Raw genomic sequence first — 26038 nt, forward strand, 5'->3', positions numbered from 1 at the left:
AAATGAAATCGAGACTACTGACGACGGCTGCGATTGTCGCGGCCGCGAGCGCGCTCGCGTGCACTCTTCCCGTCCTTGCGGACGACTTCGGCCGTGACCGCGATCACGGGCATGATCAAGGTCGCGACAACGATCACGACCGTGATCATCACCGTCATCCGCATGACATCCACACCGAGACGCCGATCAAGCATCTCGTGATCATCTTCAACGAGAACCGCTCGTTCGATCATTACTTCGCGACCTATCCGAACGCGGCCAATCCGTCGGGCTCGATCCCCTTCGTGCCGAAGCCGCATACGCCGAAGGTCAACAATCTCGCCAACGCGCATTTGCTGGTGAACAATCCGAACAACAGCGCGGCCAACGGCACCGGCGCGACGGATCCGTTCCGCCTCGACCGCACTCAGGCCAACACGCGCTCGCAGAACCACTCCTACACGCCCGAGCAACAGGCCGTGGACAACGGCAAGGAAGACCTGTTTCCGAAATTCACCGGCCGCGGCACCGCCGGCGGCGCCGGTGCGTTCGGCACCAACGGTCAGGTCATGGGCTATTTCGACGGCAACACCACCACCGCCTTCTGGAACTACGCCCAGCACTTCGCCATGAGCGACAATGCCTGGACCGACACTTTCGGTCCGTCGACGCAGGGCGCGCTCGCGGTGATTTCCGGCCAGACCAATGGCGCGCAGAACATCGTCGGCACCTCGGCGTCGATCGCCGACGGCCAGGGCGGCCTGACGCTGATCGGCGACACCGACCCGGCCTACGATTCCTGCTCGAGCACGAGCAGCACCGTGCTGATGACAGGCAAGAACATCGGCGACCTGCTCAACGACGAGCGCATCAGCTGGGGCAGCTTCATGGGCGGCTTTGACCTGACGCTCAAGAATGCCAACGGCACCACCGGCTGCGCGCGCACCACGTTCTCCAGCAACGTGAACGGCACGATCGTGGACTACAGCCCGCACCACGCCTGGTTCCAGTACTACAAGTCGACCGCCAACCCGACCCATGCGCGGCCGAGTTCGGTCGATGCGATCGGCCACACCTACGAGAAGGGCGGCAAGACCGTCGATCCGGCCAACCACGCCTACGACCTCGAGGACTTCTACGCCGCCGTGAAGGCCGGCAATTTCCCGGCCGTCTCCTACATCAAGATGTCGGCCTACCAGGACGGTCACGCCGGCAACTCCGATCCGCTCGACGAGCAGGTCGGCAATGTCGAGCTGATCAACTTCCTCCAGAAGCAGCCGGAGTGGCGCGAAACCGCGGTCATCATCACCTATGACGACTCCGACGGCTGGTACGACCACCAGTACGTTGCGCCGAAGACCGCCTCTTACGATCCGACCGCCGATCAGGTCAACGGTCCGGGCCTGTGCGGCCTCGGCCCGCAGAAGCAGCCGGCACCGAAGGGTCTCTCCGGCAAGCCGGTGAACGGCCGCTGCGGTCCCGGCACGCGCATTCCGTTCATCGTGGTCTCGCCCTACGCCAGGACCAACCACGTGAGCAGCACCTACATCTCGCAGGCGTCCGTGGTGCGGTTCATCGAGGACAACTGGCTGCGCGGCCAGCGTATCGGTGGCGGCTCGTTCGACGCCAGCTCCGGCTCGATCATGGACCTGTTCGACTTCGATCAGGATCACAGCCATGACTACCGGACCGACGCGCTGTTCCTCGATCCGACCTCCGGCACGGCGATCACCAGCCCGCCGGACGAGCACCACCACCACTAGTCCAACGGGACGCTTGATGAACAGCCGCACCATGTGGCTCCTCGGCGCCGGCCTGCTTTGTCTGGCCGGCGCCGTCTTTGCGGCCGGGACGCAGGGACTTGCGGAGACGAGCCAGCTCGGCGCGAACCCGAATCCGGTTCGCCCCATGCGCCCGCCCGTCGCGCCATTGTCCGCGATGGCGCAGCTCGGCAAGGAGATCTTCTACGACGCCTCTCTGTCGTCGTCCGGCGCGCTGTCCTGCGCATCCTGCCACAGCCCGGATCACGCCTACGGCCCGCCCAACGACGGGCCGGTGATGCTCGGCGGCGCCGCCCTGTCGCGGCAAGGCGCGCGCGCGGTGCCGTCGCTGACCTATCTCGATCGCCACCCCAATTTCAGCATCGGCCCCGACAAGGGCGACGACGACAACGTCATCGATCTCGCGCAGATGGCTGCAATCGGCCAGCAGGCTGCGCGGACGACGAAGACGGCCGGCGGCAGCGGCGCATCGGCGAACATCGTGCCGCAAGGCGGCCTGTTCTGGGACGGCCGCGCCGACACGCTCCAGGACCAGGCGCTGTTCCCGCTGCTCGACCCCAACGAGATGGACGGCGGCAGTGCCGAGATCGTCGCGGACAAGCTGCGCCGTGCGCCTTACGCCAATCGCTTCGTCGAGCTGTTCGGCGCCGGCGTGCTCGGAAATCAGCGACTCCTGATCGCGGAGGCGATGTTCGCGGTTGCGCGCTATCAGGTGGAGGAAGTCAGCTTCCATCCCTACACCAGCAAGTACGACTACTGGCTCGAGGGCAAGGCGCGGCTGTCCGAAAGCGAGCTGCGCGGCCTGCAGATGTTCAACGACCCCGACAAGGCCAATTGCGCCGGCTGTCACACCTCGGCGCCGACCCGCGACGGCCTGCCGCCGCTGTTCACCGACCACCAATACGAGGCGCTCGGCGCGCCGCGCAATGCCGCGCTCGCCGGCAACCGCGATCCCAACCATTTCGATCTCGGCGTCTGCGGCCCGCAGCGCACCGACATTCCCGAGCAGACGCAATATTGCGGCATGTTCCTGACGCCGACGCTGCGCAACACGGCGACGCGCCACGCCTTCTTCCATAACGGCGTCTTCAGTACCCTCGAGCAGGTCCTGGATTTCTACAATTTTCGCGACACCAATCCGGAAAAGGTTTTTCCGCGCGGCGCCGACGGCGCGGTGCGGAAATACGACGACCTGCCGCAAAAATATCATGCCAATGTCGACGTCACCGATCCGCCCTTCGATCGCCACCCCGGCGACAAGCCGGCAATGACGGAGCAGGACGAAGCCGACATCATCGCGTTTCTGAAGACACTGACGGACGGCTACAAGCCGGAGAATTAGAGTGCCGACGAATTAGAGTGTCGACGCATGATTCCGGGATGCGGATGCGGCGAAAAAGTCAGTCATCGCCTGCATGAACACTCCTGCCGCCGTGTCGGATCGCGTGGCCGTATTCAAAAGAACTCAAGCGAAGGAAAGTGATTGACCAGTCTGTCCCAGAGCGAGGACGGCGGCCGTGGCTGCCTTTTGGCATCCTGGAGGGACAGGCACCGCGGTGCCAGTCTCATTCCATAATAGAGGTTCGCTCCAGAGAGGCTCTGACCGCCCTGTATGCTGACAGTCGGATCGAAATTATTCCTTATCAAGTCCGTCGTTTGCTCCACGGAGCCTGCCGCTGAATTGTCATAGGCCGCGACGTATTTCGTCGACGCCTTGAGAACCCGCTGTCCCTGGCAAACGTATTCCCCGTTTTCCAGATAACGTTTCACTTCCCGATCGCAGGACTCGCGGCGGAACAGCTCCTCCGCGATGATTGATAGATCTTCAAGTGAGATTTCCAACACCTGAACGTCATCAAGCTCGAGCTTTACAGCTTCTGCCAATTTTGCATCGGTATGTGACTGAATCGAACGCACGACTTTTGAGTCGAGCGAATACTGTGTCTTTCGTAGCTCCGAAGTGACCTGGGTCGCTGAAGATGAAGTACGAGTGACGCCGACCAGCCGATCCGGCGAGACTTCGCACAGCATGTCGTAATCCTGGCCGTTCGGAGAGACATGATAGATGGAGCCTGGAGCGCGCAGGAGGACCGGTGGCGTTATCGGGTGAAAGCCGATAGCGGTGATTGCTTCGTTGAGCTTATTTGGGGGCGTGCGTAGATGTATCGCGGCCACGGATGCCAGTGGTGCGATGCTCACGATCGCGACTAATGCCCCCCACTTGACCAATGGGCGCATTGGAATTCTCCGCCGATTATCCGCAACAATAGTGTCCGCAGGGGCGCGCGCACGCGTTGGCCGAATCTGCAGGAACAGTCGTCGTGAGTGCGGCGAGAGTGAAAACAAAAAGCAGTGCTGCGAACTTCATGGCCTGTCCTCCTATGGATTGACAGATGTTCGCTCGGCTTGACGTCCGGAAACCCGCAACGCTTTGGCGCCGGGACGCGAGACATCTCCTTGCAAAACTACGCCCGGCATGGGGTCGCTGATATGAACTAGCTCACACTCTATCTATAATTGTGCTGAGTCTCGCGGGGCGTCGCCCTTCTGTATGTCCTCAGCGCCCCTTGATCTCCGAATATTTCACCATCGCGCGCTCGAACTTGCGGTTGAACAGCCACATCGCAGCGAGGATCTCCCGGAAGCTGGCCGAGTTGCGCGCCCGGTCGGCCTGTCCAAACGCGAAGATGCTGTTGTTGCGCAGGTGCTTCATAATCGTTGGACTGGACACCCTGTAATTCAGGAGATCGCCGGACTTGAGCGCGGACCGCGTCGGGGTCGGCACGATCTGGATCAGCTCGAACAGCTTCATCTGGTCGATCGGGTCGGGCAGTGTCTTCACGATTCCCGGAATCTCCGGGAAGACCTCCGCATGCGCGTTCATCAGGCCGTCGCGCACGTTGGTCCAGTGGTTGAAGCGATAGTCCGTGCCGCGGGCGCGCGCCTCTTCCTTGTCGTCGCGGGCGCTCAATTCGGGGTCGGCCGCCGCGATGTCTCCCTTGATGGCCTCCCATTTTCTGCGGCCGTTGCGGTCCTCGGACGGGCCGGTCTGGAAGCTGCCCATATAGGTGTTCGAGCGCCCGTTGCGGACATTCTGCTTGCCGTTGGTCTCGGCGAAGAACAGCCCGAGGCTGATCCGGCCCGCAGCTTCGGCGTGAGCCGGTGCAAGCCCCTTGGCGCGCGCGATCGCTGTGGCGAGATCGACGACGTCCTTGAACGGCGTCGCCGAGTTCTGCGCGCCCGCGGGCGGCGCCTCCATGACGTCGAACAGCTTTGAATATTCGTCGATCAGCGGCTCGATGTCGGCGTCGAAATAGGCCGGTGGTATCTCGAACTTGTTGGGCTTGCCGATCCGCGACGGCATGGCGTCGGTGAGATCCTTGTAAGCACTGATGACAGCGACGCGCGCCAGATAGAGCGCCTGTCCCGGCAGGTTCGGCAGCGGTTCCTTCGCCTCGATGTGTCGGCGCCGCTCGGCAAGGATGGATTTGAAATCGCCGAGCGCGCGATCATAGGTGGCGAGCGCCTCCGATTGCTTCGCGTTAGGCGTTTGTGCGTGGCTGACTGTGAACGTCGTGAGGATCAGCCCAAGCACCGCCAGGGCTATGGCGGCGTGACATCGTCGTCCCATGGCCGGTTCCCATGTGCCGGAGATTCGTCGGTCACGGGATCGTAAACATCAAACGCGCGGACTGGCGAGTTGCAAATCACGCACAGTCCGGGTTCTCCGACCTTACGCTGTGGCCCGGTACTCCGGCGCCGTCGCCAGGAACTTCGCATAGGCATCCGCATCCGGCGGCTGGAAGTGTCCGGCGAGCCCGCCGCGTTTCTGGTTCTTGGCGCCGATATCGGCCATGAGCTCGTCGAAATGGCGATAGTGATAGGGCGCGACGCAGAGGCCGCCATAGACGCCGGCGGCCGGCCGTTCGACCCGCTTGAAGTGCAGCATCATCTCGACATTGTCGCGCATCGCTTGCGCCGTCGGCTGGTTCGCGAGCTGTCCGTCGGCATAGCGCACCAGCCAGTTCGCCGCCAGATCAGCACAGAGAACGGTGCAGAACGACGAGTTGAAGCCGACGAAGCCCATCTCCGGCAGATCAGGGTTGGCGATCAGGCGGTAGAGCCGGTACTGCCCGTCCGCATCGACAAGTTTCTGCCGATAGGCCTCGGGCAGGAACGGCACGCCGAGCTTGTAGCCGATCGCGAGCACGGCGACGTCGGTCGCGACGCGCTCGCCGCCGCTCATCACGATGCTGTCGCCTTCATAGTGGTCGAAGCTGCCGAACACCGCCTTGATGCGGCCGTCGGCGACCATCGGGTAGAAGTCCGGCGTTGCGATCGGCACCGAGCAGTTGACGCCGTCCTCGATCCGCTCCTTCGGCACCATCTTGCACCGGTTCAGCTTGAGCTGCGCCTTCAGCAGGCTCTCCAGCCCGCGCCAGTTCGCCCAGATCAGCGGCGCGGCGATGCGGTGCGCGAGCCGTGCCATGGAGCTCGCGCCCCAGCCCGGAAACATCTCCTCCTGCGCGCGGATGTAAAGGATGCGCTTGAAGTTCACGAGCCCGCCGATGAAATAGGGAATGCGCCACACCGGCTCGCGCATCACGATGGTGACTTCGCGCGCGCCCGATTTCACCGCGTTCACGGCGATGTCGGTCGCCGACTTCGAGCCGCCGAGCACGACGACGCGCCGCCCTTTCGCCAGCGTCGGATCGCTGTATGTCGACGAATGCAGGATCTGGCCGCCCTGCGCCAGAAAGCCGTCCTCGCCCGGGCAATGCAGCTCGCGCGGCTCGTTGAACTGCCCGGTGCAGACCGCGACGAAATCGAAATTCTCGTTCGTGGTCGCGCCGTCCTTGCCTGATAGCGTGAGCGTCCAGCCCGGTTTGCCATCGGCGCGGCGCTCCATGCCGGCGACCCCAGTGTTGAGGCGCAGCATGTGATCGAGGCCAAAGTTTTTCGCATAGTCGCAGAGATAGGCATGGACCTGCGGCCCGGTGGGCCATTCCGGATAACTGTCCGGCATGGCGCGATCGGTGTAGCGGTAGAGCTCCTTCGGGCTCTGGGTCTGCACGTCAGGATAGGAGCGGGCCGGCTCCCAGACGCCGCCGAGATCGGCACTGCGCTCGACGATGGTGACGCGGTGGCCGTGGCTGGAGAACGCCTTTGCGGCGGCGAGGCCTGAGACGCCGGCGCCGATCACGCAGACATGCTTGGGGCTGACCATGGGATTCCTCGCGATCAATGTGTTTCGGGCGCAAGCGGCCACGTTCGGCCGCGATGCGCGGCCGGCGGACCTGCAAGCAGATGAAAGTGGACGGGGAGGCCGCTGCCTAGTCGTTGGCCTCGGGCGGCAGGAAGTCGACCTCGTGCAGCGCCGAGATGCGCACGACCTCGGCGGGGTCGGTCAGATTGTGGAGCTGGTTGAACAGCGCCTCCAGCTTCTGCATCGGCGAGACCCAGAACAGCGCGCGGCACGGCTTGTCGGACTTGTTGAAATAGCCGTGCGGTATGCCGCGCGGCATGCGCACCAGATCCCCGGCATGGGCCTTGACCCATTGGCCGTCGAGCTTGAGGTCGAGCGTGCCTTCCTGCACCAGGATGAACTCGTCCTGGGTCGGATGGATGTGCACCGGCACGAACTGGCCGGGCTCGCTGTTGGTCTCGAACGCGAAGGTGGAATCTGTGACGGCCTTGGGAAAATAGACCTGACCAAGGATGTTCCAGCTCTTGCCACCATAGCCCGTGCCAACAGCGGTTATGCCCTTTTCGAGTGCAGTCATGGCTCGCTCCTCATGGATTCCGGCGAGGATGGAGTTTCGACCCGTCGACGGTCGGTGTCTATCCGCTAAACGAATCCGGACGCGACTGTTGCCGTGCAGCATGATGATTTTGCGACGCGGCCCTTTCCGCGTTCGAGGAACCATTATAGGCTTAAAGCAATTCCGTGACGCGAAGCGTGGTCGATGATGTCCGCAGCCGTGCTGGAAATGACCGCAAGAACGTCTGCAGCCGAACGGCTTGCGGACTTCGCCCGCGTCACCACGGACGATGTCGACGAAGCGGCAGAGCAGATCGGACGCATCTTCTGCCCGCACAATCTCGAGCCGGTACGGCCGCGCGGACCCGGTTTCTCCGCCCGGCACAATTGCGCGGCGTTCGACGGCTTCTCCATCAACTATGTCGCCTATGGCGGGTCGGTGAGCATCGATCCCGGCTGCCTCGAGCGCTTCTTCCTGGTGCAGGTCCCGCTCACCGGCACCGCCCGCATTCGTGCCGGCGTCAGCGAAATCGATGCTGCGCCGGGCCGGACGGCGTCGCTGCTGTCGCCGACCATCCCGACCCGGATGATGTGGAGCGACTGTGCGCAGGCGATCCTGCTGCTCGACCGTCGCATGGTCGAGCAACGCGCTGCGTCGCTGTCGGGCAGGGCGGCCGGCCCGGTCGAGTTTGATGCCGCGATCGACCTCGACGCACCGGCGGGGCAGGCCCTGCAGACCAGCCTTGCCGAGCTGATGCTGCTCGCCGAGCGTCTCGGGCCGTCCGGCAGGCTTTCACCGGTCGCGATGGCCGATTGGCGCGAGGTGCTGCTCGATCATCTCCTCAATGGCCAGCGCCATGGCCTGTCGGATGCCATCAGGAGGTTCTCGGGGCAAGCCGAGCGTTTGCCGCGTGCACTGCGCGCCGCGCGGGACCATCTTGCGGAAAATGCCGGTGAGCCGCTCGACCTCGCGCAGCTCGCCTGCGCGTCCGGGATCGGCGTCCGCGCGCTCCAGCTCGGCTTCCGCCGCCACTTCGGCGTGTCGATCTCGGAGATGCTGCTCGACATGCGCCTCGCTGCTCTGCACGCCCGGCTCGCGCAGGCTTCGCCAGATGTCTCCATCACCGAGATCGCCTTCGATCTCGGCTTCACCCATCTCGGCCGCATGGCGGGTGCCTACCGCGAAAAATTCGGTGAGACGCCGTCGGCAACGCTGCGGCGAAGGATGAGCTAGCGAAAAGCGCCGCGCTTCCCGATCAACCTTTGTCGAAAAGCGAGCGACAAGGACAATGCATCATCATCTAAACATCGTCGCCTGGTTGACGTCACCCCAGCAATACTCGCCGTCGCAGTCCTTGAACTTGTCATTGATGGACCATTCCAGCATGCCGCCCCGCGTTGGAATTCGCACAGTCACGTTTCGCTTGTCGTCCCACAATGTCAGGAAGTGCGGTGTGAAGCTCGTCTCCGTATATGTATAGAGAGCTGAGTTATCCCTCAGAAGCCTTTCTTGCCAGACGCCGGCTGCAATTCGCTCGATGGTGCTTTTCGGGAGGTCATAGCGCTTGATGGAATCGAGGTATTTCTTCGATCCCGTGTCTTGGGCAATTGATATTTGTAGTGGCCATCCAAGCAGGATCGACGACATGATCGATGTCGCTCCCAGGATGAGAGCGACGGTTGCAAACCAGGACAAGACCTTCACCTGGAGCCGCGCATTTTGCGCAAGAGGATTGGCGTTGGCAGTCGTCCCAATCTCTAAGTTGACGACGATGAACATCAGCAAAATGAAGAACATCAGGCCAGCCATAGCGTAACCTGCGACTTCGGGGGCTATCGACAATGCCGCTGTCGTCGCGACCGCGACCACACCGCTTGCTCCCAGTGCCCACTTATAGGTGTTCGGCGTTTGCTCTTTGAATTGTTGATTTGCGACGTCCGCCATGGGCTGGTCCTCGAATGATGTCAAGTAGGGCTTAGGTCTTCAAAACGTCTGGCGTCTGAAATGGTAGGTTGTCCGGGGCAGACAATATTCCGGCCGCCCGCACAGGTTGCAAGAGAATTGTGCATAAGCCATCGTTGGCTCGGTCCGGCCGGCCAGCGGAAACCTACGTCTTCCGCGATCGAGTCGCGCCGTCTTCCAATGCCTGCCTGCGTAAAAAGCCCTCAACATCCGCCTGCACCGAGTACGGCGTCGGGATCGGATCGCCCGCGGCGTCAACGGCGGTGTCGAGGGAGCGGCGCAGCATGCGCGCGAGCTCGGCTTTTCGGTACGGCTTTGCCAGAAGCGGCGCGCCCATGGTGGCACGCCCCTGCGCGTGCAGCGAATCGTAGGCATAACCCGACGTCAACAGCACCCGCAGCGAGGGCCGCGCGGCCACCATCTGTTCGGCGAGCTCGCGTCCGTTGACGCCGCCGGCCATCACGATGTCGGTGAAGAGCAGATCAAACGGCGCGCCGTCGGCCACGATGGCGAGCGCTTCGGTCGCGTTGGCGGCGGAGATGACCTTGTAGCCGAGGCTTTCGAGCTGGACGGTGACATATTGGCGGACGTCGCGATCGTCCTCGACGCAAAGGATGGTTTCCGTGCCGCCCACGACCTTGCGCTCGTCATAGCCGGCCGGACGGAGCGTACTGGTCTCGGCCTTCGGCAGGTAGATCGTGAAAATCGTGCCGCGGCCTTCTTCGGACGTGACCTTGATGCCGCCGCCGGACTGCTTGACGAAACCGAACACCATGCTGAGGCCGAGCCCGGTGCCCTTGCCGACATCCTTGGTCGAGAAGAACGGATCGAAGATGCGTTCGAGAATGGCTTGCGGAATGCCCGTGCCGGTATCGGCGATCTCGATCTCGACATAGTCGCCGGCATAGCCGGCGCCCACCGCGACGGCCTCGCGCACGCCGAACACCACGTTGCGCGTCGTCAGCGTGAGCTTGCCGCCATCCAGCATCGCGTCGCGTGCGTTGATCGCGAGGTTGAGCAGCGCCGCGCTCAGTTGGCCGCGGTCGGCGAAAGCCAGCCAGACGTTGCGGTCAAGCCTGGACACGATCTCGATCTTCTTGTCGAAGGTCGCCAGCAGCAGCTTTGCCACCTCTTCGAGCAGCTCGTTGACGTCGATCTCGGCCGGCTGGAGCGCCTGCTTGCGGGCAAAGGACAACAGGCTCGACGTCAGCGCGGCGCCGCGATCGGCCGCTTCGCTGATCAGCTTGGTGATGGTCGCAAGCGGCGGGTCGTCCTTCACGGCGTCGGCGAGGATCTCGATCGTCCCCGTGATCACGGTGAGCATGTTGTTGAATTCGTGCGCGATGCCGCCGGTGAGCTGGCCGACCGCCTCCATCTTCTGGGCCTGGATCAGCTGCTCCTCGGCGGCGCGCTTCTGGGTGACGTCCTTGACGAAATTGTTGATGATGGTGCGCCCGCCGAGCTGGAGCGCCGTGCTCGACGCCTCGATCAGGATCTGGTCGCCGTTCCGATGCAGCAGCGTCGCTTCGAACCGGATGCCGATCGGCGTATCCGACAGTTCCGGCAAAAGCCGCATCATGCGTTGCCTGAAGCCGTCGCGGAGCGACTCGGCGATGAGGAGGTTGACGACGTCGGCGCCGAGCGCCTCCTTGCGCGTCCATCCGGTGAGGGCCTCGGCCTGGACACTCCATTCCAGGACGATGCCGTTCGCATCGGTCTGAACGAAAGCGTCGAGCGCGGTCTTGATGACGGCCTGGTTCATCTGTGCGCTGGCCTGGGCCTGCTCGGCCAGTTGCGCGGCGGCGCGTTTGTCCTGCGCCGTTTCGATCGCGCGCGTGCACAGCCGTGCGAGCAGGACCGCGACGGCGCCGCTTACCAGCAAAGCGACGACCTGGGCCAAGCCGAACCCGGTCCCGGCATAGGAGGCGAGGAGGGCCGCGGCGGTCACGGCGACCTGCGCGGCCATCGCGAGTGTCAGAAGCGGTCTGAGTTTCATGGTCTCACACCAGCGACGTCAATCGCGGGACCCTCGCGTTCGCGCTGTAGATTGCTCCGGCTTCACGTCAGCTACAGGCTCCGCGAGCCTGCGTCGAGGGGCAATTTCCGGCGGGGCGCCGGCGTTCCTCGCGCTCAACCTGCCGGCGAATCGGTCTGGCGCAGCGTCGTGACCCAGATCACACGCGCGGCCTGCTGGGTCGGGTTGTCGAACATGTGCGGCACGATGCTCGGAAAGCGGAAACTGTCGCCGGCCTCGAGCAGATGAGCCTGGTTGTCGAGCCACAGCCGCAGGCTGCCGGACAGGATGTACCCGGCCTTCTCGCCGGTGTGCTGCAAGAAGTCGGTGCCGGACGAGGCGCCGGGGTTGAGCGTCAGCTCGTAGAGTTCGAGCTGGCCCTCGTCTGCCGGCGTCAGCGCTTCCTTGACGACGCCGCTGGCGGTGAGCCGCAACAGGCGCCGGCTGTTCTTGCGCACGATGTAGCGCTGCACGTCGGCGGGATCGGTGGTCTCGAAGAAATAGGAGATGGGAACGTCGAGCGCGATGCTGAGCAGGCGCAGCGTCCGTATCGACGGCATGGCCCGCGCGCGTTCGAGCTGGCTGATCATGCCGTTGGAGAGCCCGGTCTTGGTGGCGACGTCCTGGATCGAGAGGCCGGCGCGCTGCCGCAGCAGCCGCACGGTTTCGCCGAGCCGCTGGTCGACCGCATCGTCAGCCTCGATCGCCGGGGCGTCCTTCGGGCTGTTGGTCTCGCCGCGACCATCCATGTCGCTCTCCCATGCATTGCCTCGCCGCCGGAATGGCCGGCGGCGTGAAAAGGTCGCGCATCCTAGCAATGTGATTGACAGCTGTATTTAGTCATGATGAACTTTTGACTGAAAAATTTAGAAGCACTAAAGCCCACTCCTGTCCCTTTGCCGGGTCTCGGGGGCGCGGGAGACGGTGCCGTGTGCGGGAACGGAGACTGGTCATGGCAGACAGCACCGGCAAGTTCGGCGTTGGCGGACTGCGTCATCTCGGCATTCCGAATCGCCGACAATTCTTCCAGCTCGGCGCGGGTGCCGCGGCGGGATGGACCCTTGCAGGCAACGCCTTTGCGCAGAGCGAACGCCCGACCAATCCGCCGGACAAGCCGCGCGGGCAGGTGATCGCGGCGCTGTCGCAGGAGCCGACCGTCTTCCATCCGCTGATGCCTGGCATCGAGGTCGATCAGGGCATCTGGTGGCAGGTGTTCTCGCCGCTCTGGTTCATCGAGCCCGATGGCAAGTTCGTTCCCGACCTCGCGCGCGAAGTCCCGACCATCGAGAATGGCGGCCTGTCGGCCGATGGCCTGACCTGGAAGATCAAGCTGCGCAGCGACGTGAAGTGGCATGACGGCACGCCGTTCACGGCCGAGGACGTGAAGTTCTCGCTGGACCTGATCAACAATCCCGACTTCCGCGTCCGCAACCGCGTCGGCCACAACCTCGTCAAGGACATCAAGGTCGTCGCGCCCGACGAGATCCACTGGCGGATGGAGGCTCCCTATTCGCCCTACATGTCGATCCTGTCGCTCACCTTCATCGTGCCGAAGCACATCCTGGAGAAGCTGTCGGATCCGAACGCCTCGCCGTTCCACAATGCGCCTGTCGGCACCGGGCCGTTCCGCTGGGGCGAGCGCGTGCCCGGCGACCACATTCAATTGAATGCCCACGCCGGCTACCACGGCAAGGGACCTTACGTCGAACGCGTGGTCTTCAAATACATCCCCGACCTCACCGTCCTCTACACCCAGTTCCGCACGGGGCAGGTCGACTACACCGGCCTGCAAGGCATTTTGCCGAATTTCGTGCAGGAGGCGAAGACGCTGAAGGGCCGCAAGATCTTCGTCTCCGCGACGTCGTCGGTGGAGCACGTCGCGCCCAATCTCGAATTCGGCCCCTTCGCCGATCGCGCGGTGCGCGAGGCGCTCTACCTTGCCATCAACAAGCAGGCGATCATCGATGCGCTGAACTACGGCCTGCCGACGCAGACCGAGAGCTTCGTGCCGCAACAGGCCTGGTCGTTCCAGCAGGGCCTGCCGCAACACAAATACGATCCGGCCAAGGCCAACGCGTTGCTCGACGCGGCCGGATGGACCCGGGGCTCCGGCGGCATCCGCGAGAAGGGTGGGGTCAAGCTCGAATTCACCAACTCGACGACGTCGGGCAATGCGGTGCGCGAGCAAACCCAGCAGCTCCTGATCCAGGACTGGCGCGCGATCGGCGCGGCGATGCGGGTCAACAACATGCCGGCCGCCGTGATCTGGGGCGATTTCTGGCAGCAGTCGAAGTTCAATTCGGTGCTGGTGTCCGTGAACTTCATGCTCGGCAGCGACCCCGACGTGACGCCGCGCTTCGGCTCCGGCGCTATCCCTGCCAAGGGCGGCCGTGGCTTCAACACCTATCAGTACAACAGCGCCGAGGCCGATCGTCTGCTTGCCGAGGGCGCCAGACAGTTCGATCTCGCCCAGCGCAAGACGACCTATGGCGATCTGCAAAAGCTGATCCGCAACGACCTCGCCATCCTGCCGCTGTTCCAGGGTTTTATCGCCGAGGGCGTGAAGGAGGGGCTGCAGGGCTTCCGTCCCAACATCAACACGTCCATCAATTGCTGGAACATCCGCGAATGGTACTGGGCCTGATGCCTCAGGCTCGCTGGATCGCCTGAGATGGCCCGTTACGTCGTCAACCGCCTGGCGCAGGCGATCATGCTGCTCGTGATCGTCTCCGCGATCGGGTTTGCCATCCTGCATCTGGCCCCCGGCGGTCCGCTGTCGCAATACGCGGCGTCCGCGCAGATGACGCAGGAGGACCTCGACCGCGTCACGAGGCAGCTCGGCCTCGATCGCCCGTTGCCGATCCAGTATCTCGACTGGTTCGGCCGTATGCTGAGAGGCGATTGGGGCAAGTCCTATCGCGACGGCGAGGCGGTGCTGTCTGTGATCTCCTCCCATCTCGGCGCCACGCTGGAGCTGATGGCGACGGCGACGATCATCGCGGTTTTGCTCGGCTGCTGGATCGGCGTGCTAGGCGCGCTGCGCCGCTATTCGCTGTTCGATACGCTGGCGACCGTCGGCGCCATGATCGCGCTGTCGATCCCGACCTTCTGGTTCGGCCTGGTCACCATCTACGTGTTCTCGGTGAAGCTCGGCTGGCTGCCGGCCGGCAATCGCCAAACGGTCGGCGATGGCTCCTTCCTCGACCTGCTGCATCATCTGATTGCGCCGGCGCTGGTGCTGGCGCTGGTCGAGACCGCGATGTGGGGTCGCTTCATGCGCTCCTCCATGCTCGAGGTGATTAACCAGGACTACATCCGAACCGCGCGCGCCAAGGGCATGCCGGAATGGCGCATCCTCACCGTGCACGCGCTGCGCAACGCCCTGCTGCCGATGATCACTGTGGCCGGCCTCCAGTTTCCGACGCTGCTCGGCGGTGCGCTGGTCGCCGAGACCGTGTTCACCTGGCCCGGCATGGGCCGGCTGTTCCTGGATTCCATCGGCTACCGCGATTATCCCGTGGTGATGGGCATCCTGATGTTCTCGGCGACCATGGTGCTGATCGGCTCGCTGCTTGCCGACATCCTCTATGCCGTCGTCGATCCGCGCATCCGGGTGGGCTAGGAATGACGGCTGCGACCCTCTCGACCGCTCAGCTCGCGCCCGGCCAGGCCGCATGGCGGCGCTTTCGCCGGCACCGGCTTGCGCTTGCGGGGGCTGTCATCATTCTGGTTCTCGTCCTCGGCTCGGCGTTCGGTCCCTATCTGCTGCCGTTCGACGACACCCATATCGACATCATGAAGCGGTTCGCGCCGCCCTTGTCGGGTGCGCATATCCTCGGCACCGACGAACTTGGCCGCGATGTGCTGGCGCGACTGATGATGGGCGGACGCGTCTCGCTCACGATCGGCATCGTCGCGATGGTGATCGCGATGGCGGTGGGAATCGCCGTCGGCGCCTTTGCCGGCTTCTATGGCGGCGTGGTCGGCGCGGTCCTGATGCGGCTGGTCGACGCCGTGCTGTGTTTCCCGACGATCTTTCTCCTGCTGGCGCTGGCGGCGCTTACCGAGCCCGGCCTGATCACCACGACCGTCCTGATCGCGGCGACCGCCTGGATGTGGGTGGCCCGCGTCGTCGAGGCCCAGGTGCGCTCGCTGCGAGAACGTGAGTTTGCGGTTGCTGCGCTCGCCTTCGGCTCGTCGAACCTGCGGATCATGTTTCGCGAGCTCGTGCCCAATGCGATCGCGCCAATTGTGGTCGCGGCGACGCTGAACGTCGCCAAGGCGATCCTGCTGGAATCCTATCTCAGCTACCTCGGCTACGGCGTCCAGCCGCCGGCCGCGAGTTTGGGCAACATGCTCAACAACGCGCAGATCTATCTCACCAGCGCGCCGTGGCTTGCGATCGTGCCGGGCGTCGCCATCACGCTCGCGGTGACGAGCTTCAATTTCCTCGGCGACGGCCTGCGCGACGCGCTCGATCCGCGAATGAATATCCCATGACGAGCCTGCCCCCGAGCCGACTTGCTTCGATCGAACTGAATAGCTGGAGTGTCCCATGTCCCCGCCGCTCACCCGTATAAACAGCGACGAACGCCTGCCGGCGCAGGTGGACGTCGTCGTCATCGGCGGCGGCGTCATCGGCGTGTCCGCGGCCTACCATCTGGCAAAGAAGGGTCTCTCCGTCGCCCTCGTCGAGAAAGGCCATGTCGGCGGCGAGCAGTCGAGCCGCAATTGGGGTTGGTGCCGCCAGCAGGGCCGCGCCCGTGAGGAGATCCCGCTGGCCCGCGAGGCGCTCCGGCTGTGGGAGGACATGCAGAACGACGCCGGTGTCGATGCCGGCTTCCGCCGCACCGGCGTGCTGTTCCTGACCAAAAGCAAGGACGAGCTGGCCAGTTGGGAGCGATGGGCCGCAACGGCGCGCGAGATGCAGGTCCACTCGACCGTCCTGACGCCGGCGGAAGTCGCCGAGCGCCTGCCCGGCAATTCCGAGAAATGGGTCGGCGGTCTGCACACGCCGAGCGACGGGCGCGCCGAGCCGTCGATGGCCGTGCCCGCGCTCGCCACCGCTGCACGCAAGCACGGCGTGACCATCCACCAGGGCTGCGCTGCACGCGGGCTGGAAACGCAGGGCGGACGGGTCAGCGCCGTCGTCACCGAGAAGGGCACCATTCGCACCCAGTCCGTGCTGCTGTCGGGCGGCGCGTGGTCGTCGCTGTTCTGCCGCCGTCACGGCATCGAGCTGCCGATCGGTCTCGTCAACGCCACCGCATGCCGAACCACGCCGGGACCGGAGATCACGTCCGGCGCGCTCGGCACCGACTTCTACTGTATCCGTCGCCGCCTCGACGGCGGCTTTACACTGGCGCTGCGCGGCCGCGGCACGGTCGAACTGTCGCCAGACCTGTTCCGCTACGCGCGCACCTTCTGGCCGACCTACCTGCATCGCAAGAACGGGCTGAAACTGTCGTTCGGCAAGTCGTTCTTCGACCAGATCGTGCGCGGCACGAGCTGGAGTTTGGACAAGCCGTCGCCGTTCGAGACCGAGCGTGTGCGCGATCCGGCGCCTGACATGTCGCTGGTCAACGCGGCGCTGGCTTCGCTGATCAAGTCGAATCCCGAATTGAAGGACATCGAGATCGCGGAAGCCTGGGGCGGCACGATCGACTGCACGCCGGACACCATTCCTGTGATCTCGCCGGTCGATGCCTTGCCCGGCTTCTTCCTCGCGACGGGCTTCTCCGGCCATGGCTTTGGCATCGGTCCTGCGGCCGGCAAGCTCGCCGCCGACATCGTGACCGGCGCGACGCCGCTGGTCGATCCCGCGGCCTACAGCCACAAGCGCATGATCGACGGCCGGCGTCTCGCGCCGGTCAGCCCGTTCTGAGAGTGCTGGTGGCATGACGGTTCTCTACAAGGCCAACATGGTTCGCGGCGCCGAATGGGCGCGCTTCTTCGCCGAGCGCGCGCCCGATGTGTCGTTCCGGCTCTGGCCCGACATCGGCGATCCCGCAGAGGTGCGCTACCTGGTGGCGTGGGTACCGCCGGACGACATCGCGACGACCTTTCCCAATCTCGAGCTGGTCTTTTCGGTCGGTGCTGGCGTGGATCAGTTCGATGCCACAAAACTTCCACCGCACATACCGCTCGTCCGCATGCTGGAGCCCGGCATCGCCGAGACCATGGTGGAATACGTCACCATGGCCGTGCTCGCCCTGCATCGCAATCTCCTGCACTTCATCAGCCAACAGAAGGAGCAGGTCTGGCGCGAGATCCGGATCACGCCGGCCAAACGTCGTCGTGTCGGCGTGATGGGGCTCGGCCAGCTCGGCCAGGCCGTGCTCGACCGGCTCAAGGCGTTCGACTTTCCGCTTCTCGGCTGGAATCGTTCGCCGCGCGCGATTGAAGCCGTCACCTGTTACGCCGGTACGGACACCTTGCCAGAGTTTCTCGCGCAGGCCGACATTCTCGTCTGCCTGCTGCCGCTGACCGACGAGACCCGCGGCATCCTCAATGCCGATCTGTTCGCGCGCCTGCCGCGCGGAGCAGGGCTCGTCAATGTCGGGCGTGGCCCGCATCTCGTCCAATCCGATTTTCTCGCGGCGCTCGACAGCGGCGCACTGTCCGGTGCGGTGCTCGACGTTGCCGATCCCGAGCCGCTGCCGGCCGGCCATCCGTTCTGGAGCCATCCGCGCATCCTGCTGACGCCGCACAATGCCAGCATGACGACGCCTGATACGGCCGTCGATTTCGTGCTCGACGTCATCGCGCGCCACCGCCGCGGCGAAGATCTGCCGGGGCGCGTCGATCGCAGTCGCGGCTATTAGGGCAATCGCATGAGCACCGGCGCAAGCAGGCCTGATCCGATCGTTGCCGAAGCGCAGGCGCCCGTGTTGTCGGTCGCGGGCCTGACCACGTCCTTTCTGCGCGAGCGGCAATGGATTCCCGTCGTCCGCGACGTGTCGTTCGATATCGCGGCCAAAGAAACCGTGGCGATCGTCGGCGAGTCCGGTTCGGGCAAGAGCGTCACCGCGCTTTCCATCATGCGGCTCATTCCGAAGGAGAGCGGCCGGGTCGAGGGGCGCGTCACGCTCGCGGGCCGCGATCTGCTGACGCTGTCCGAAGCGAGCATGACGGATGTTCGTGGTAACGATGTCGCCATGATCTTCCAGGAGCCGATGACGAGCCTCAATCCGGTGCTCACCATCGGCTTCCAGATCGCCGAGGCGCTGATCCAGCATCGCGGCCTGTCGCGCGCGGCGGCGGAGGCCGAGACCATCCGTCTGCTCGATCGCGTCCGCATTCCCGCGGCGGCATCACGCTTCCACGAGCATCCGCATCGTTTCTCCGGTGGCATGCGCCAGCGCGTGATGATCGCGATGGCGCTCGCCTGCAAGCCGAAGCTGTTGATCGCCGACGAGCCGACCACGGCACTCGACGTCACCATCCAGGCGCAGATCCTGGAGCTTCTGAAGGAGCTCCAGCAGGAGGAGGGGATGTCGATCCTCTTCATCACCCACGATATGGGCGTGGTCGCGGAGATCGCGGACCGTACCGTGGTGATGTATGGCGGGCAGGCGGTCGAGACCGATGCGACCGCGCGCATCTTTGCTGCGCCCTCGCATCCCTATACGAGCGCGCTGCTCGCGGCCGTACCGCGCCTCGGCTCGATGGGCGGGCGGACGCGGCCGATGCGGTTTCCGATCGTCGACAAGGTGACGGGCACCTCGGACGAGCCGACGGAGACACCTGAAACGGTCTCAACCGCCGAGCGGCCGCTGCTCGAAGTCTCCAACCTCACCACACGCTTTCCGATCCGCTCCGGCTTGTTCGGCAAGGTTTCGGGCCGCGTCCACGCGGTCGAGAACATCTCCTTCACCCTGCGCGCCGGCGAGACGCTGGCGCTGGTTGGCGAATCCGGTTGCGGCAAATCGACGACAGGCCGTTCCATCCTCAAGCTGACGGAGCCGGACAGCGGCACCGTCCTGGTCGACGGCCAGGACGTCCTCGCCATGAACGCCCGGACCTTGCGCGACTTCCGCAAGCAGATGCAGATCGTATTCCAGGATCCGTTCGCGAGTCTCAATCCGCGCATGTCGGTGGGGACGGCGATCGCAGCGCCGCTGCTCGCCAACGGTCTCGCGACTGCCTCACAGGCACGAGACAAGGTGGCCGATCTGCTCGTACGCGTCGGCCTGACCGCGGATATGGCCGCGCGCTTTCCGCACGAATTCTCAGGCGGCCAGCGCCAGCGCATCTGCATTGCGCGCGCGCTCGCGCTCGGGCCGAAGCTAATCGTTGCGGACGAAGCGGTCTCCGCCCTCGACGTCTCGGTCAAGGCGCAGGTCGTCAACCTGATGCTCGACCTCCAGGCCAGCATGGGCCTTGCCTATCTCTTCATTTCCCACGATATCGCGGTGGTCGAACGCATGAGCCATCGCGTCGCGGTGATGTATCTCGGCGAGATCGTCGAGACCGGCCCGCGCGCAGCCTTGTTCGGCAATCCGCAGCATCCCTACACAAAGAAGCTGATGGCCGCGGTGCCCGTGCCCGATCCATCGCGCCGCGGCACGAAGCGCGAGACCTCGAACGACGAGATCAGAAGCCCGGTGCGCGCACCGGATTATCAGCCGCCGGTCCGGCAGTATCGCGAAGTCTCGCCCGGCCACGTCGTCCAGGTCTGGGGCGAGGAATGGTCGGCCTAGCGGCGCAAAGGCGCGCAGCGGATGCTTTCCAGAACGCACGATAAAATCGTGCCATGATCTGCCGCACACGTTAACGGTGTTGTCCTTCGCGATGCCAAGCCTGTGAAATCGTGCTGAAATCACAATGAATTCACCTCGTCGCGACGGAGTGCGACCGGCTGCCACAATCTATATGCTAATCCGGCGAAGCTGGACCGTCGGTCGTCGATCTCCGATAATGCATCGACTCGGAAAGGCCGACGCAGACGTGCCTTTCACGGATGGAATATTGATAATGACACAAGCAGGCGTCTACGGGCAGAGGCTCGGGCGGGGCCTTCACGTGAAGGAAGCTCCGGTTCTGATCACGCGCTCGCTGCGCAGCGCGGAGCTTGCGGTCACCGAAGTCCGCAATGACAAGCCGACGTCCGAACTTTCCGGCTCGTTGCCGGCTGAAGATGCTTACCTCGTCAGCCTGAAACTCCGCGACTATCCCGCTTGCGAATGTTGGGAGGAAGGCCGCTACGTCACCAGGGAGGATATTCGTGCGGGCGCGACCTATCTGTACGACCTCAAGCGCGACCCGCGCTATGTGATCGACAAGCCGTTTCACTCGCTCTTCTTCTATCTGCCGCGCTCGGCCCTTCACGACATGGCAAGGCAACCCGGCGCGCCGCGCATTGGCGAGCTCAGTTACGAGCCCGGTGTGGGCCATGACGACGGGGTCATCCGTCATATCGGCGCCAGCTTGCAGGAAGCACTGCGTCGGCCTGACGAGACCAACCAGCTTTTCGTCGATCACATGATGCTCGCGCTCACCGCCCACGTCGCCCAGACCTATGGCGGGCTGAAGCCTGTCGCAGAGCCTAACCGTGGTGGCCTCGCGCCATGGCAGGTGAAGCGCGCCTGCGACCGGCTCGACTCCGATCTCTCAGGCAAGGTCGCGTTGGAGCAGATCGCGACCGAGCTCGGCCTTTCGGTCAGCCACTTTTCACGTGCATTCCGGATCTCCACCGGCCTGCCGCCGCATCAATGGCTGCTGCGCCAGCGCGTGAAGGCGGCCACGCAGCTGATGACCGTCCGCAACCTGCCGTTGTCCGAGATTGCGATCTCGGCCGGATTTGCCAATCAAAGCCATTTCACGCGGGTGTTCACCCAGATGGTCGGCGTCAGTCCGGGCGCATGGCGCCGCGAAACCCATGGCGGGCGGGACGAGTAGAGCGTTTTCGCGTCAAAATCAGAATCCAAATCAGTGCCGCTTCGCCAGCGAGATCGCCATCTGACGTGGCGCAACGCGGGACAGCTTGCGAACTCACGGCGCCTGTCAGTTCGCGCTTCTGCGCTCCCGCGTATGCAACGATGCAAACTTAGTCCTCCTGAGATCGTGACTGGATGGAGCGACAGGGAACAGGAGTATGTGAACAGTCTCATAGTCCATCACTCTCTTTTCGAGCTAACTCTCCCCCAAGAAATTGCTGCACCCAGAGCTGACTGACAGACACGGGTGAGATGCAATGCCTGCGAAGCCGCGAGCTCGCAGCTTTGGACTGGCTCTCGTCTTGGTTACGAGCAAGCCAGCCCCATCACTCAGCCACATCTTTTGGAAATTGGAATCAAGGGCATCGCGAAGCGCGTCCACGCAGCTTCTAATCGGGGTCGGCCGGTAGGCTGCTACTTATTGAGGAGCCCCCAATGAAGATAGGCAACGCAGTTTTCAGCGCATTTTCCCTAACGAGGTACGCCGGTAATCTTGGGATCGCCCGTTCCAGTCTTATCAAGTCGGCCCATCTCCTCGAAAGAATTGGGCTAGCAGCCGTTGGGGCCTCTTGCGGCCTCTATGTGGGTGCGACCCTGTTGCGTCAGAAAGGCGGGCTTTTTGAAAGCGGCTGGATCGTGCTGCTAACAATGCTCTACGGAGCTCTCAGCTATTATGTTGGAATTGATTTGTCCCGGTCTGTCGCTCGGAGGTCGATTTCGAGCACCTCGGAAGAATACAACGGCTCTGAGGTTGCTGAGATCATGAGTGCGGCCGGTACGTTCGGCGCGGCGATTGCAGCAACTCTGTCCGTCAGCATCCTTGTCCTTGATCAAAGCCTACCCAATGCGCTGATAGCGTTTCTCGCCGGCTGTTGGGTCGTTGGGTCTTCGCTTCAAGTTGCGGCGGGAACGATGGCGCGCAACTACGTAGTGCCCAAGGATGAAGAATGAAGACAATTGTGCTCACGGAAAAACGTCTGCTTGGCGTCGTGATGTGGGCACCAGTGCCAGTGCTGACGTCAGGTCTGAAGGCGAGTGGTTGACGGCTCATCGCAACTTCTGTCGTTCAACGCTGCGTGCAGACGATTTTTAGTAGCGCGACCGTTTGCATCGAGCAATGTCCTTGCTTGGAAGCGGCATCGGTACTGAGCAACCTAAGTTATCGCGCAACAAACAAGACGTGCCATCATGGTGGCGTTGGGATATTGTCCCCGCGCCGTGGTCCAAAATTCTGCTAACCGCCAACCGCACGATCGGTGGAGCCAATGCAGATTGCGGAGTGGCTCGAGAAGCTGGGGCTTGGACAATACGCAGAGCGTTTTGTCCAAAATGGGATCGACATAGGCGTCCTTCCCGAACTGATGGCCGAGGACTTCGATAAGCTCGGAGTCCTGCTTGGCCATCGCCGCAAAATGCTGCGTGCCATTGCCGACCTCGATCCAGCCGCGTTGATCGCATCGCCGGCTCCTCCTCACGACGCCGAGCGGCGTCACCTGACCGTTATGTTTTGCGACCTGGTCGGCTCGACTGCGCTCTCCGCGCGTCTCGATCCCGAGGATATGTGGGAAGTGATCCGGGCCTACCGCGCCGCCTGCGCGAGCGTCATCGCTGCTTATGACGGCAGGATCGCCAGGTTCGTCGGTGACGGCATACTGGTCTATTTCGGCTATCCCCGCGCCCACGAGGACGATGCGGAGCGCGCAGTGCGAGCGGGCCTCGACACCATCGCTGCGGTCGGGCGACTGAGGACGGGCGCCACCGAACGGGTTGAACTGCGGATCGCAATCGCGACCGGGCTTGTGGTGGTCGGCGACCTCATCAGCGGCGATGCGTCGGAGGAGCACGCAACGGTCGGCGATACACCAAACCTTGCAGCCAGGCTTCAGAGCCTGGCGGAACCGGGAGTGGTCGTCGTCGCCTCGTCGACGCGGCGGCTGCTTGGCGATCTCTTCACTTTTCGCAATCTCGGCCGTCGCGAGGTCAAGGGGATAGCCGAACCCATCGCGGTCTGGGCGGTCGAGGGGGCGGCCGCATCGGAAAGTCGCTTCGAGGCGGTCCGCGCGGCGCGTTCGATCGGCTTTGTCGGTCGCAGGGAGGAGATCGAATTCACGCTCTCGCGCCAGCGGTTGGCATGGCAGGGGCAGGGCCAGATGGTGTTGATCTCCGGCGAAGCAGGCATCGGCAAGTCGCGCATCGTCGCAACGCTGTGCGAAAATCCCGCGTTGGGGGCGCACCGCCGGGTGCGATATCAGTGTTCGCCCTACCACACCAACAGCGCGCTTCATCCCTTTGTCGCGCAGCTGGAGCGCGCAGCCGGTATCCGCTCGCACGACACGCCGGGGCAAAAGCTCGACAAGCTTGAGGCAATGCTGGCGCTTGGAACGCAACAGGTCGCCCGGGCGACACCGCTCATTGCGGCTCTCCTTTCGATTCCAACCGGCGACCATTATCCGCCGCTTGGTTTGAGCCCGGCGCAGCAGCGGCGACAGACATTTGCCTCGCTTCTCGATCAGCTCGAGGGGTTGGCGCGAGAGCAACCCCTGCTGGTTATCTGCGAGGATATGCATTGGGCCGATGCCACGACACTTGAACTGTTCGATCTCGGGGTCGACCGGATCAGGGGACTGCCGATACTCATGCTCATGACAACCCGGCCAGAGTTCGAGCCCTCCTGGTCGGGCCTCGCCAACGTCAGCCTGTTGCGGCTCGACCGGCTCGACCGGCAGGACACGCGTGCGCTGGTCGAGCAGGTGACCGTTGGCCGCCAGCTGCCGCGCGAGATGATGGAGCAGATCATCGACAAGACGGACGGCATCCCGCTATTCGTCGAGGAACTGACCAAGATGGTGCTGGAGTCCGGACTGCTCGTCGAGGATTCCGGACGCTATCGCCTCGATAGTCCGCTCCCGCCGCTCGCTATTCCCGCGACGCTGCAGGATTCGCTGATGGCGCGGCTCGACCGGCTGGCTCCCGTCAAGGAGGTAGCGCAGATAGGCGCCGCCATCGGCCGCGACTTTTCATACGCGCTGCTAAGATATGTGACAGGACGCGATGATCTGACGCTGAGCGCTGCGCTGGGGCAACTCGAAGAGGCGGAACTGCTGGTGCGTCGCGGGACACCGCCCGACGCAAACTATAGCTTCAGGCACGCTCTCGTTCAGGAAGCGGCCTATGAAGGCCTGCTCAAGAGCAAACGGCAGGTGCTTCACAAGCGGATCGGCGATGTCCTGCGCGAGAAGTTTCCCGTCGTTGCCGAGACTGAGCCGGAAGTTCTGGCACACCACTTCACCGAGGCGGGGCTGAGCGAGATCGCCCTCGAATGGTGGCGCAAGGCGGGCCAGCAAGCGCTGAAGCGCTCGGCCTATTCCGAGGCGATCGCGCATCTCGGCAAGGCGATTGCGTCCGCCGATGAGGTGCCGGATGATCCCCGCCGGATGATGAGCAGGCTGCATCTTCAAATCGAGTATGGCCGTGCATTGCGAGGCAGCCTCGGCCATAGCGCTCCCGAAACGGTAGCCGCATGGACGCGTGCCCGACAGTTCGCTGCCGACATCAATGATCCCGTCGAACTCGCGCCGGTCCATTCGGGTCTTTTCAATGCTTGCCTGACACACGGCGAACTCGCTCCGATGCTGGAGCTGGCGGATGCCATCAGGAGCGCCGCCGACCGACGACCGGATTCACCGGTGGCCGCCGTCGTTGCACATTGGACGGGCGGGGTCACCTGCTGGTTCGGCGGTGACTACTTGAACGCGAGGATGCATCTCGAGCAGGCACTCGAGATCTATGGTGCCGAGCCGGATCCCGCGACGTTCAGGGCTTCGGCACTGGATCTCCCGTTCGTGATCATGAGGTTTCTTGCCCTGGTGCTTTGGCCGCTTGGCAAGATCGCGCGCGCACGCCGCCTCGCCGCCGAAGCGGTGAGTGCTTCGGGAGAAAAGCGGGCGCTGTCCCAGGCCAACGCGCTGGTTCATCGCGCTGTGTTCGACGGACTATGCGGAGGCATGTTGCAGCAAACGGAGACGATCCTGGCGCTCGGTCTCGCGCGCGACCACACGATGCCGTTGTATGTGGCCGCCGGCACCTATCTGAATGGCCTCGCCAAGTGGCGTGCAGGCGACCAAATGACCGGACTGACGGAAATGCGTCGCGGCTGGACTTTGCTGCACGAGAATGACTGCTATCTCTGTGAGCCGTTTTGGGGGATGCATGTCGCCTTGGCGAACGCAGCGTCGGGCCAACTCGAAACCGGGCTGGAAATCTTGAGCGAATTGATCGCGTGGACCGGGCAATCCGGCCAGCATTGGCTTGATGCCGAGCTGCATCGCGCCCGCGGCGAGCTTTTGTCGCGTCTTGATCCTTCGGACGAAGCCAGTGCCGAAGCTTCCCTCAACCGAGCGCTTGAGATCGCACGACACCAGCAGACGAAGACTTTCGAGCTGCGCAGCGCCCTTGGACTTGCTCGCCTGCACAAGAGAAATGGCCGAGCAGGCGGGGCATCCGAAATGCTCGCTCCCGTGCTGGCCGAATTCGATGCGGAGCGAAATCTTTCTGAAGTCGTGGAAGCGAAAGAGCTGGTCGAGCAAGTGCATTAGGCACGTG

Annotated in this window: 19 protein-coding genes; 12 read left to right on the top strand and 7 right to left on the bottom strand. The window is 63.7% G+C overall.

Going from position 1 to position 26038, the window contains the following annotated elements; translation table 11 throughout:
• Positions 1 to 2: 2 nt before the first annotated feature.
• Both AB7G19_RS08955 and AB7G19_RS08960 read left to right on the top strand, forming a co-directional pair.
• Positions 3 to 1742: a phospholipase C gene (locus AB7G19_RS08955; protein WP_166102303.1), complete on the top strand. Its 1740-nt coding sequence runs from the start codon at positions 3 to 5 to the stop codon at positions 1740 to 1742.
• Between the two features lie 16 nt (positions 1743 to 1758).
• On the top strand, positions 1759 to 3102 hold the full coding sequence (locus AB7G19_RS08960) for a cytochrome-c peroxidase (protein ID WP_063981440.1): 1344 nt from the start codon (positions 1759 to 1761) through the stop codon (positions 3100 to 3102).
• Positions 3103 to 3215: 113 nt separating this feature from the next.
• On the opposite strand, the gene AB7G19_RS08965 is transcribed toward AB7G19_RS08960, so the two are convergent.
• The 4 genes from AB7G19_RS08965 to AB7G19_RS08980 form a co-directional block, all read right to left on the bottom strand.
• Positions 3216 to 3998, bottom strand: a complete 783-nt coding sequence (locus AB7G19_RS08965; protein WP_063981441.1) for a hypothetical protein — start codon at positions 3996 to 3998, stop codon at positions 3216 to 3218.
• Positions 3999 to 4317: 319 nt separating this feature from the next.
• Complete coding sequence (locus AB7G19_RS08970; RefSeq protein WP_063981442.1) at positions 4318 to 5391, bottom strand: hypothetical protein; 1074 nt, start codon at positions 5389 to 5391, stop codon at positions 4318 to 4320.
• Between the two features lie 102 nt (positions 5392 to 5493).
• The gene (locus tag AB7G19_RS08975) at positions 5494 to 7005 is read right to left on the bottom strand and encodes a flavin-containing monooxygenase (protein ID WP_187387947.1); all 1512 of its coding nucleotides are present in this window, start codon (positions 7003 to 7005) and stop codon (positions 5494 to 5496) included.
• 88 nt (positions 7006 to 7093) lie between these two features.
• Positions 7094 to 7543, bottom strand: coding sequence for a cupin domain-containing protein (locus tag AB7G19_RS08980; RefSeq protein WP_063981444.1), 450 nt, complete (start codon positions 7541 to 7543; stop codon positions 7094 to 7096).
• Between the two features lie 186 nt (positions 7544 to 7729).
• Here AB7G19_RS08980 and AB7G19_RS08985 point away from each other — a divergent pair, with 186 nt between their 5' ends.
• Complete coding sequence (locus AB7G19_RS08985) at positions 7730 to 8755, top strand: AraC family transcriptional regulator (protein WP_084795337.1); 1026 nt, start codon at positions 7730 to 7732, stop codon at positions 8753 to 8755.
• Positions 8756 to 8818: 63 nt separating this feature from the next.
• Here AB7G19_RS08985 and AB7G19_RS08990 read toward each other — a convergent pair whose 3' ends face one another.
• From AB7G19_RS08990 to AB7G19_RS09000, 3 genes are all read right to left on the bottom strand, one after another.
• Positions 8819 to 9466, bottom strand: coding sequence for a hypothetical protein (locus AB7G19_RS08990; protein ID WP_187387948.1), 648 nt, complete (start codon positions 9464 to 9466; stop codon positions 8819 to 8821).
• Between the two features lie 163 nt (positions 9467 to 9629).
• Positions 9630 to 11480 carry an ATP-binding protein gene (locus AB7G19_RS08995; protein ID WP_441267755.1) on the bottom strand — a complete coding sequence of 617 codons (1851 nt, stop codon included), beginning with the start codon at positions 11478 to 11480 and terminating at the stop codon, positions 9630 to 9632.
• 134 nt (positions 11481 to 11614) lie between these two features.
• Entirely contained in the window at positions 11615 to 12247 is a 633-nt protein-coding gene (locus tag AB7G19_RS09000) for a cupin domain-containing protein (protein ID WP_063981448.1), read from the bottom strand.
• A gap of 203 nt (positions 12248 to 12450) precedes the next feature.
• Here AB7G19_RS09000 and AB7G19_RS09005 point away from each other — a divergent pair, with 203 nt between their 5' ends.
• From AB7G19_RS09005 to AB7G19_RS09045, 9 genes are all read left to right on the top strand, one after another.
• Positions 12451 to 14142: a peptide ABC transporter substrate-binding protein gene (locus tag AB7G19_RS09005; RefSeq protein ID WP_063981449.1), complete on the top strand. Its 1692-nt coding sequence runs from the start codon at positions 12451 to 12453 to the stop codon at positions 14140 to 14142.
• Positions 14143 to 14169: 27 nt separating this feature from the next.
• Positions 14170 to 15120, top strand: coding sequence for an ABC transporter permease (locus tag AB7G19_RS09010; RefSeq protein WP_063981450.1), 951 nt, complete (start codon positions 14170 to 14172; stop codon positions 15118 to 15120).
• A 2-nt stretch (positions 15121 to 15122) separates the two neighbouring features.
• On the top strand, positions 15123 to 15998 hold the full coding sequence (locus AB7G19_RS09015) for an ABC transporter permease (protein ID WP_063981451.1): 876 nt from the start codon (positions 15123 to 15125) through the stop codon (positions 15996 to 15998).
• Positions 15999 to 16053: 55 nt separating this feature from the next.
• Positions 16054 to 17382 carry an NAD(P)/FAD-dependent oxidoreductase gene (locus AB7G19_RS09020; protein ID WP_063981452.1) on the top strand — a complete coding sequence of 443 codons (1329 nt, stop codon included), beginning with the start codon at positions 16054 to 16056 and terminating at the stop codon, positions 17380 to 17382.
• 13 nt (positions 17383 to 17395) lie between these two features.
• The gene (locus AB7G19_RS09025; protein WP_063981453.1) at positions 17396 to 18322 is read left to right on the top strand and encodes a 2-hydroxyacid dehydrogenase; all 927 of its coding nucleotides are present in this window, start codon (positions 17396 to 17398) and stop codon (positions 18320 to 18322) included.
• A 9-nt stretch (positions 18323 to 18331) separates the two neighbouring features.
• Positions 18332 to 20200 carry an ABC transporter ATP-binding protein gene (locus AB7G19_RS09030; RefSeq protein ID WP_094184520.1) on the top strand — a complete coding sequence of 623 codons (1869 nt, stop codon included), beginning with the start codon at positions 18332 to 18334 and terminating at the stop codon, positions 20198 to 20200.
• A 274-nt stretch (positions 20201 to 20474) separates the two neighbouring features.
• Positions 20475 to 21398: a helix-turn-helix domain-containing protein gene (locus AB7G19_RS09035; RefSeq protein WP_063981454.1), complete on the top strand. Its 924-nt coding sequence runs from the start codon at positions 20475 to 20477 to the stop codon at positions 21396 to 21398.
• A 473-nt stretch (positions 21399 to 21871) separates the two neighbouring features.
• A complete protein-coding gene (locus AB7G19_RS09040) occupies positions 21872 to 22387 on the top strand; it encodes a hypothetical protein (RefSeq protein WP_063981455.1) in 516 nt (171 codons plus the stop codon).
• A 314-nt stretch (positions 22388 to 22701) separates the two neighbouring features.
• Positions 22702 to 26031 (top strand): adenylate/guanylate cyclase domain-containing protein, encoded by a 3330-nt coding sequence (locus AB7G19_RS09045; protein WP_441267756.1) that lies wholly within the window; start codon positions 22702 to 22704, stop codon positions 26029 to 26031.
• Positions 26032 to 26038 lie beyond the last annotated feature (7 nt).

The sequence above is a fragment of the Bradyrhizobium sp. 215_C5_N1_1 genome (genome assembly GCF_052075935.1).
In the GTDB taxonomy this organism is placed as follows: domain Bacteria; phylum Pseudomonadota; class Alphaproteobacteria; order Rhizobiales; family Xanthobacteraceae; genus Bradyrhizobium; species Bradyrhizobium barranii.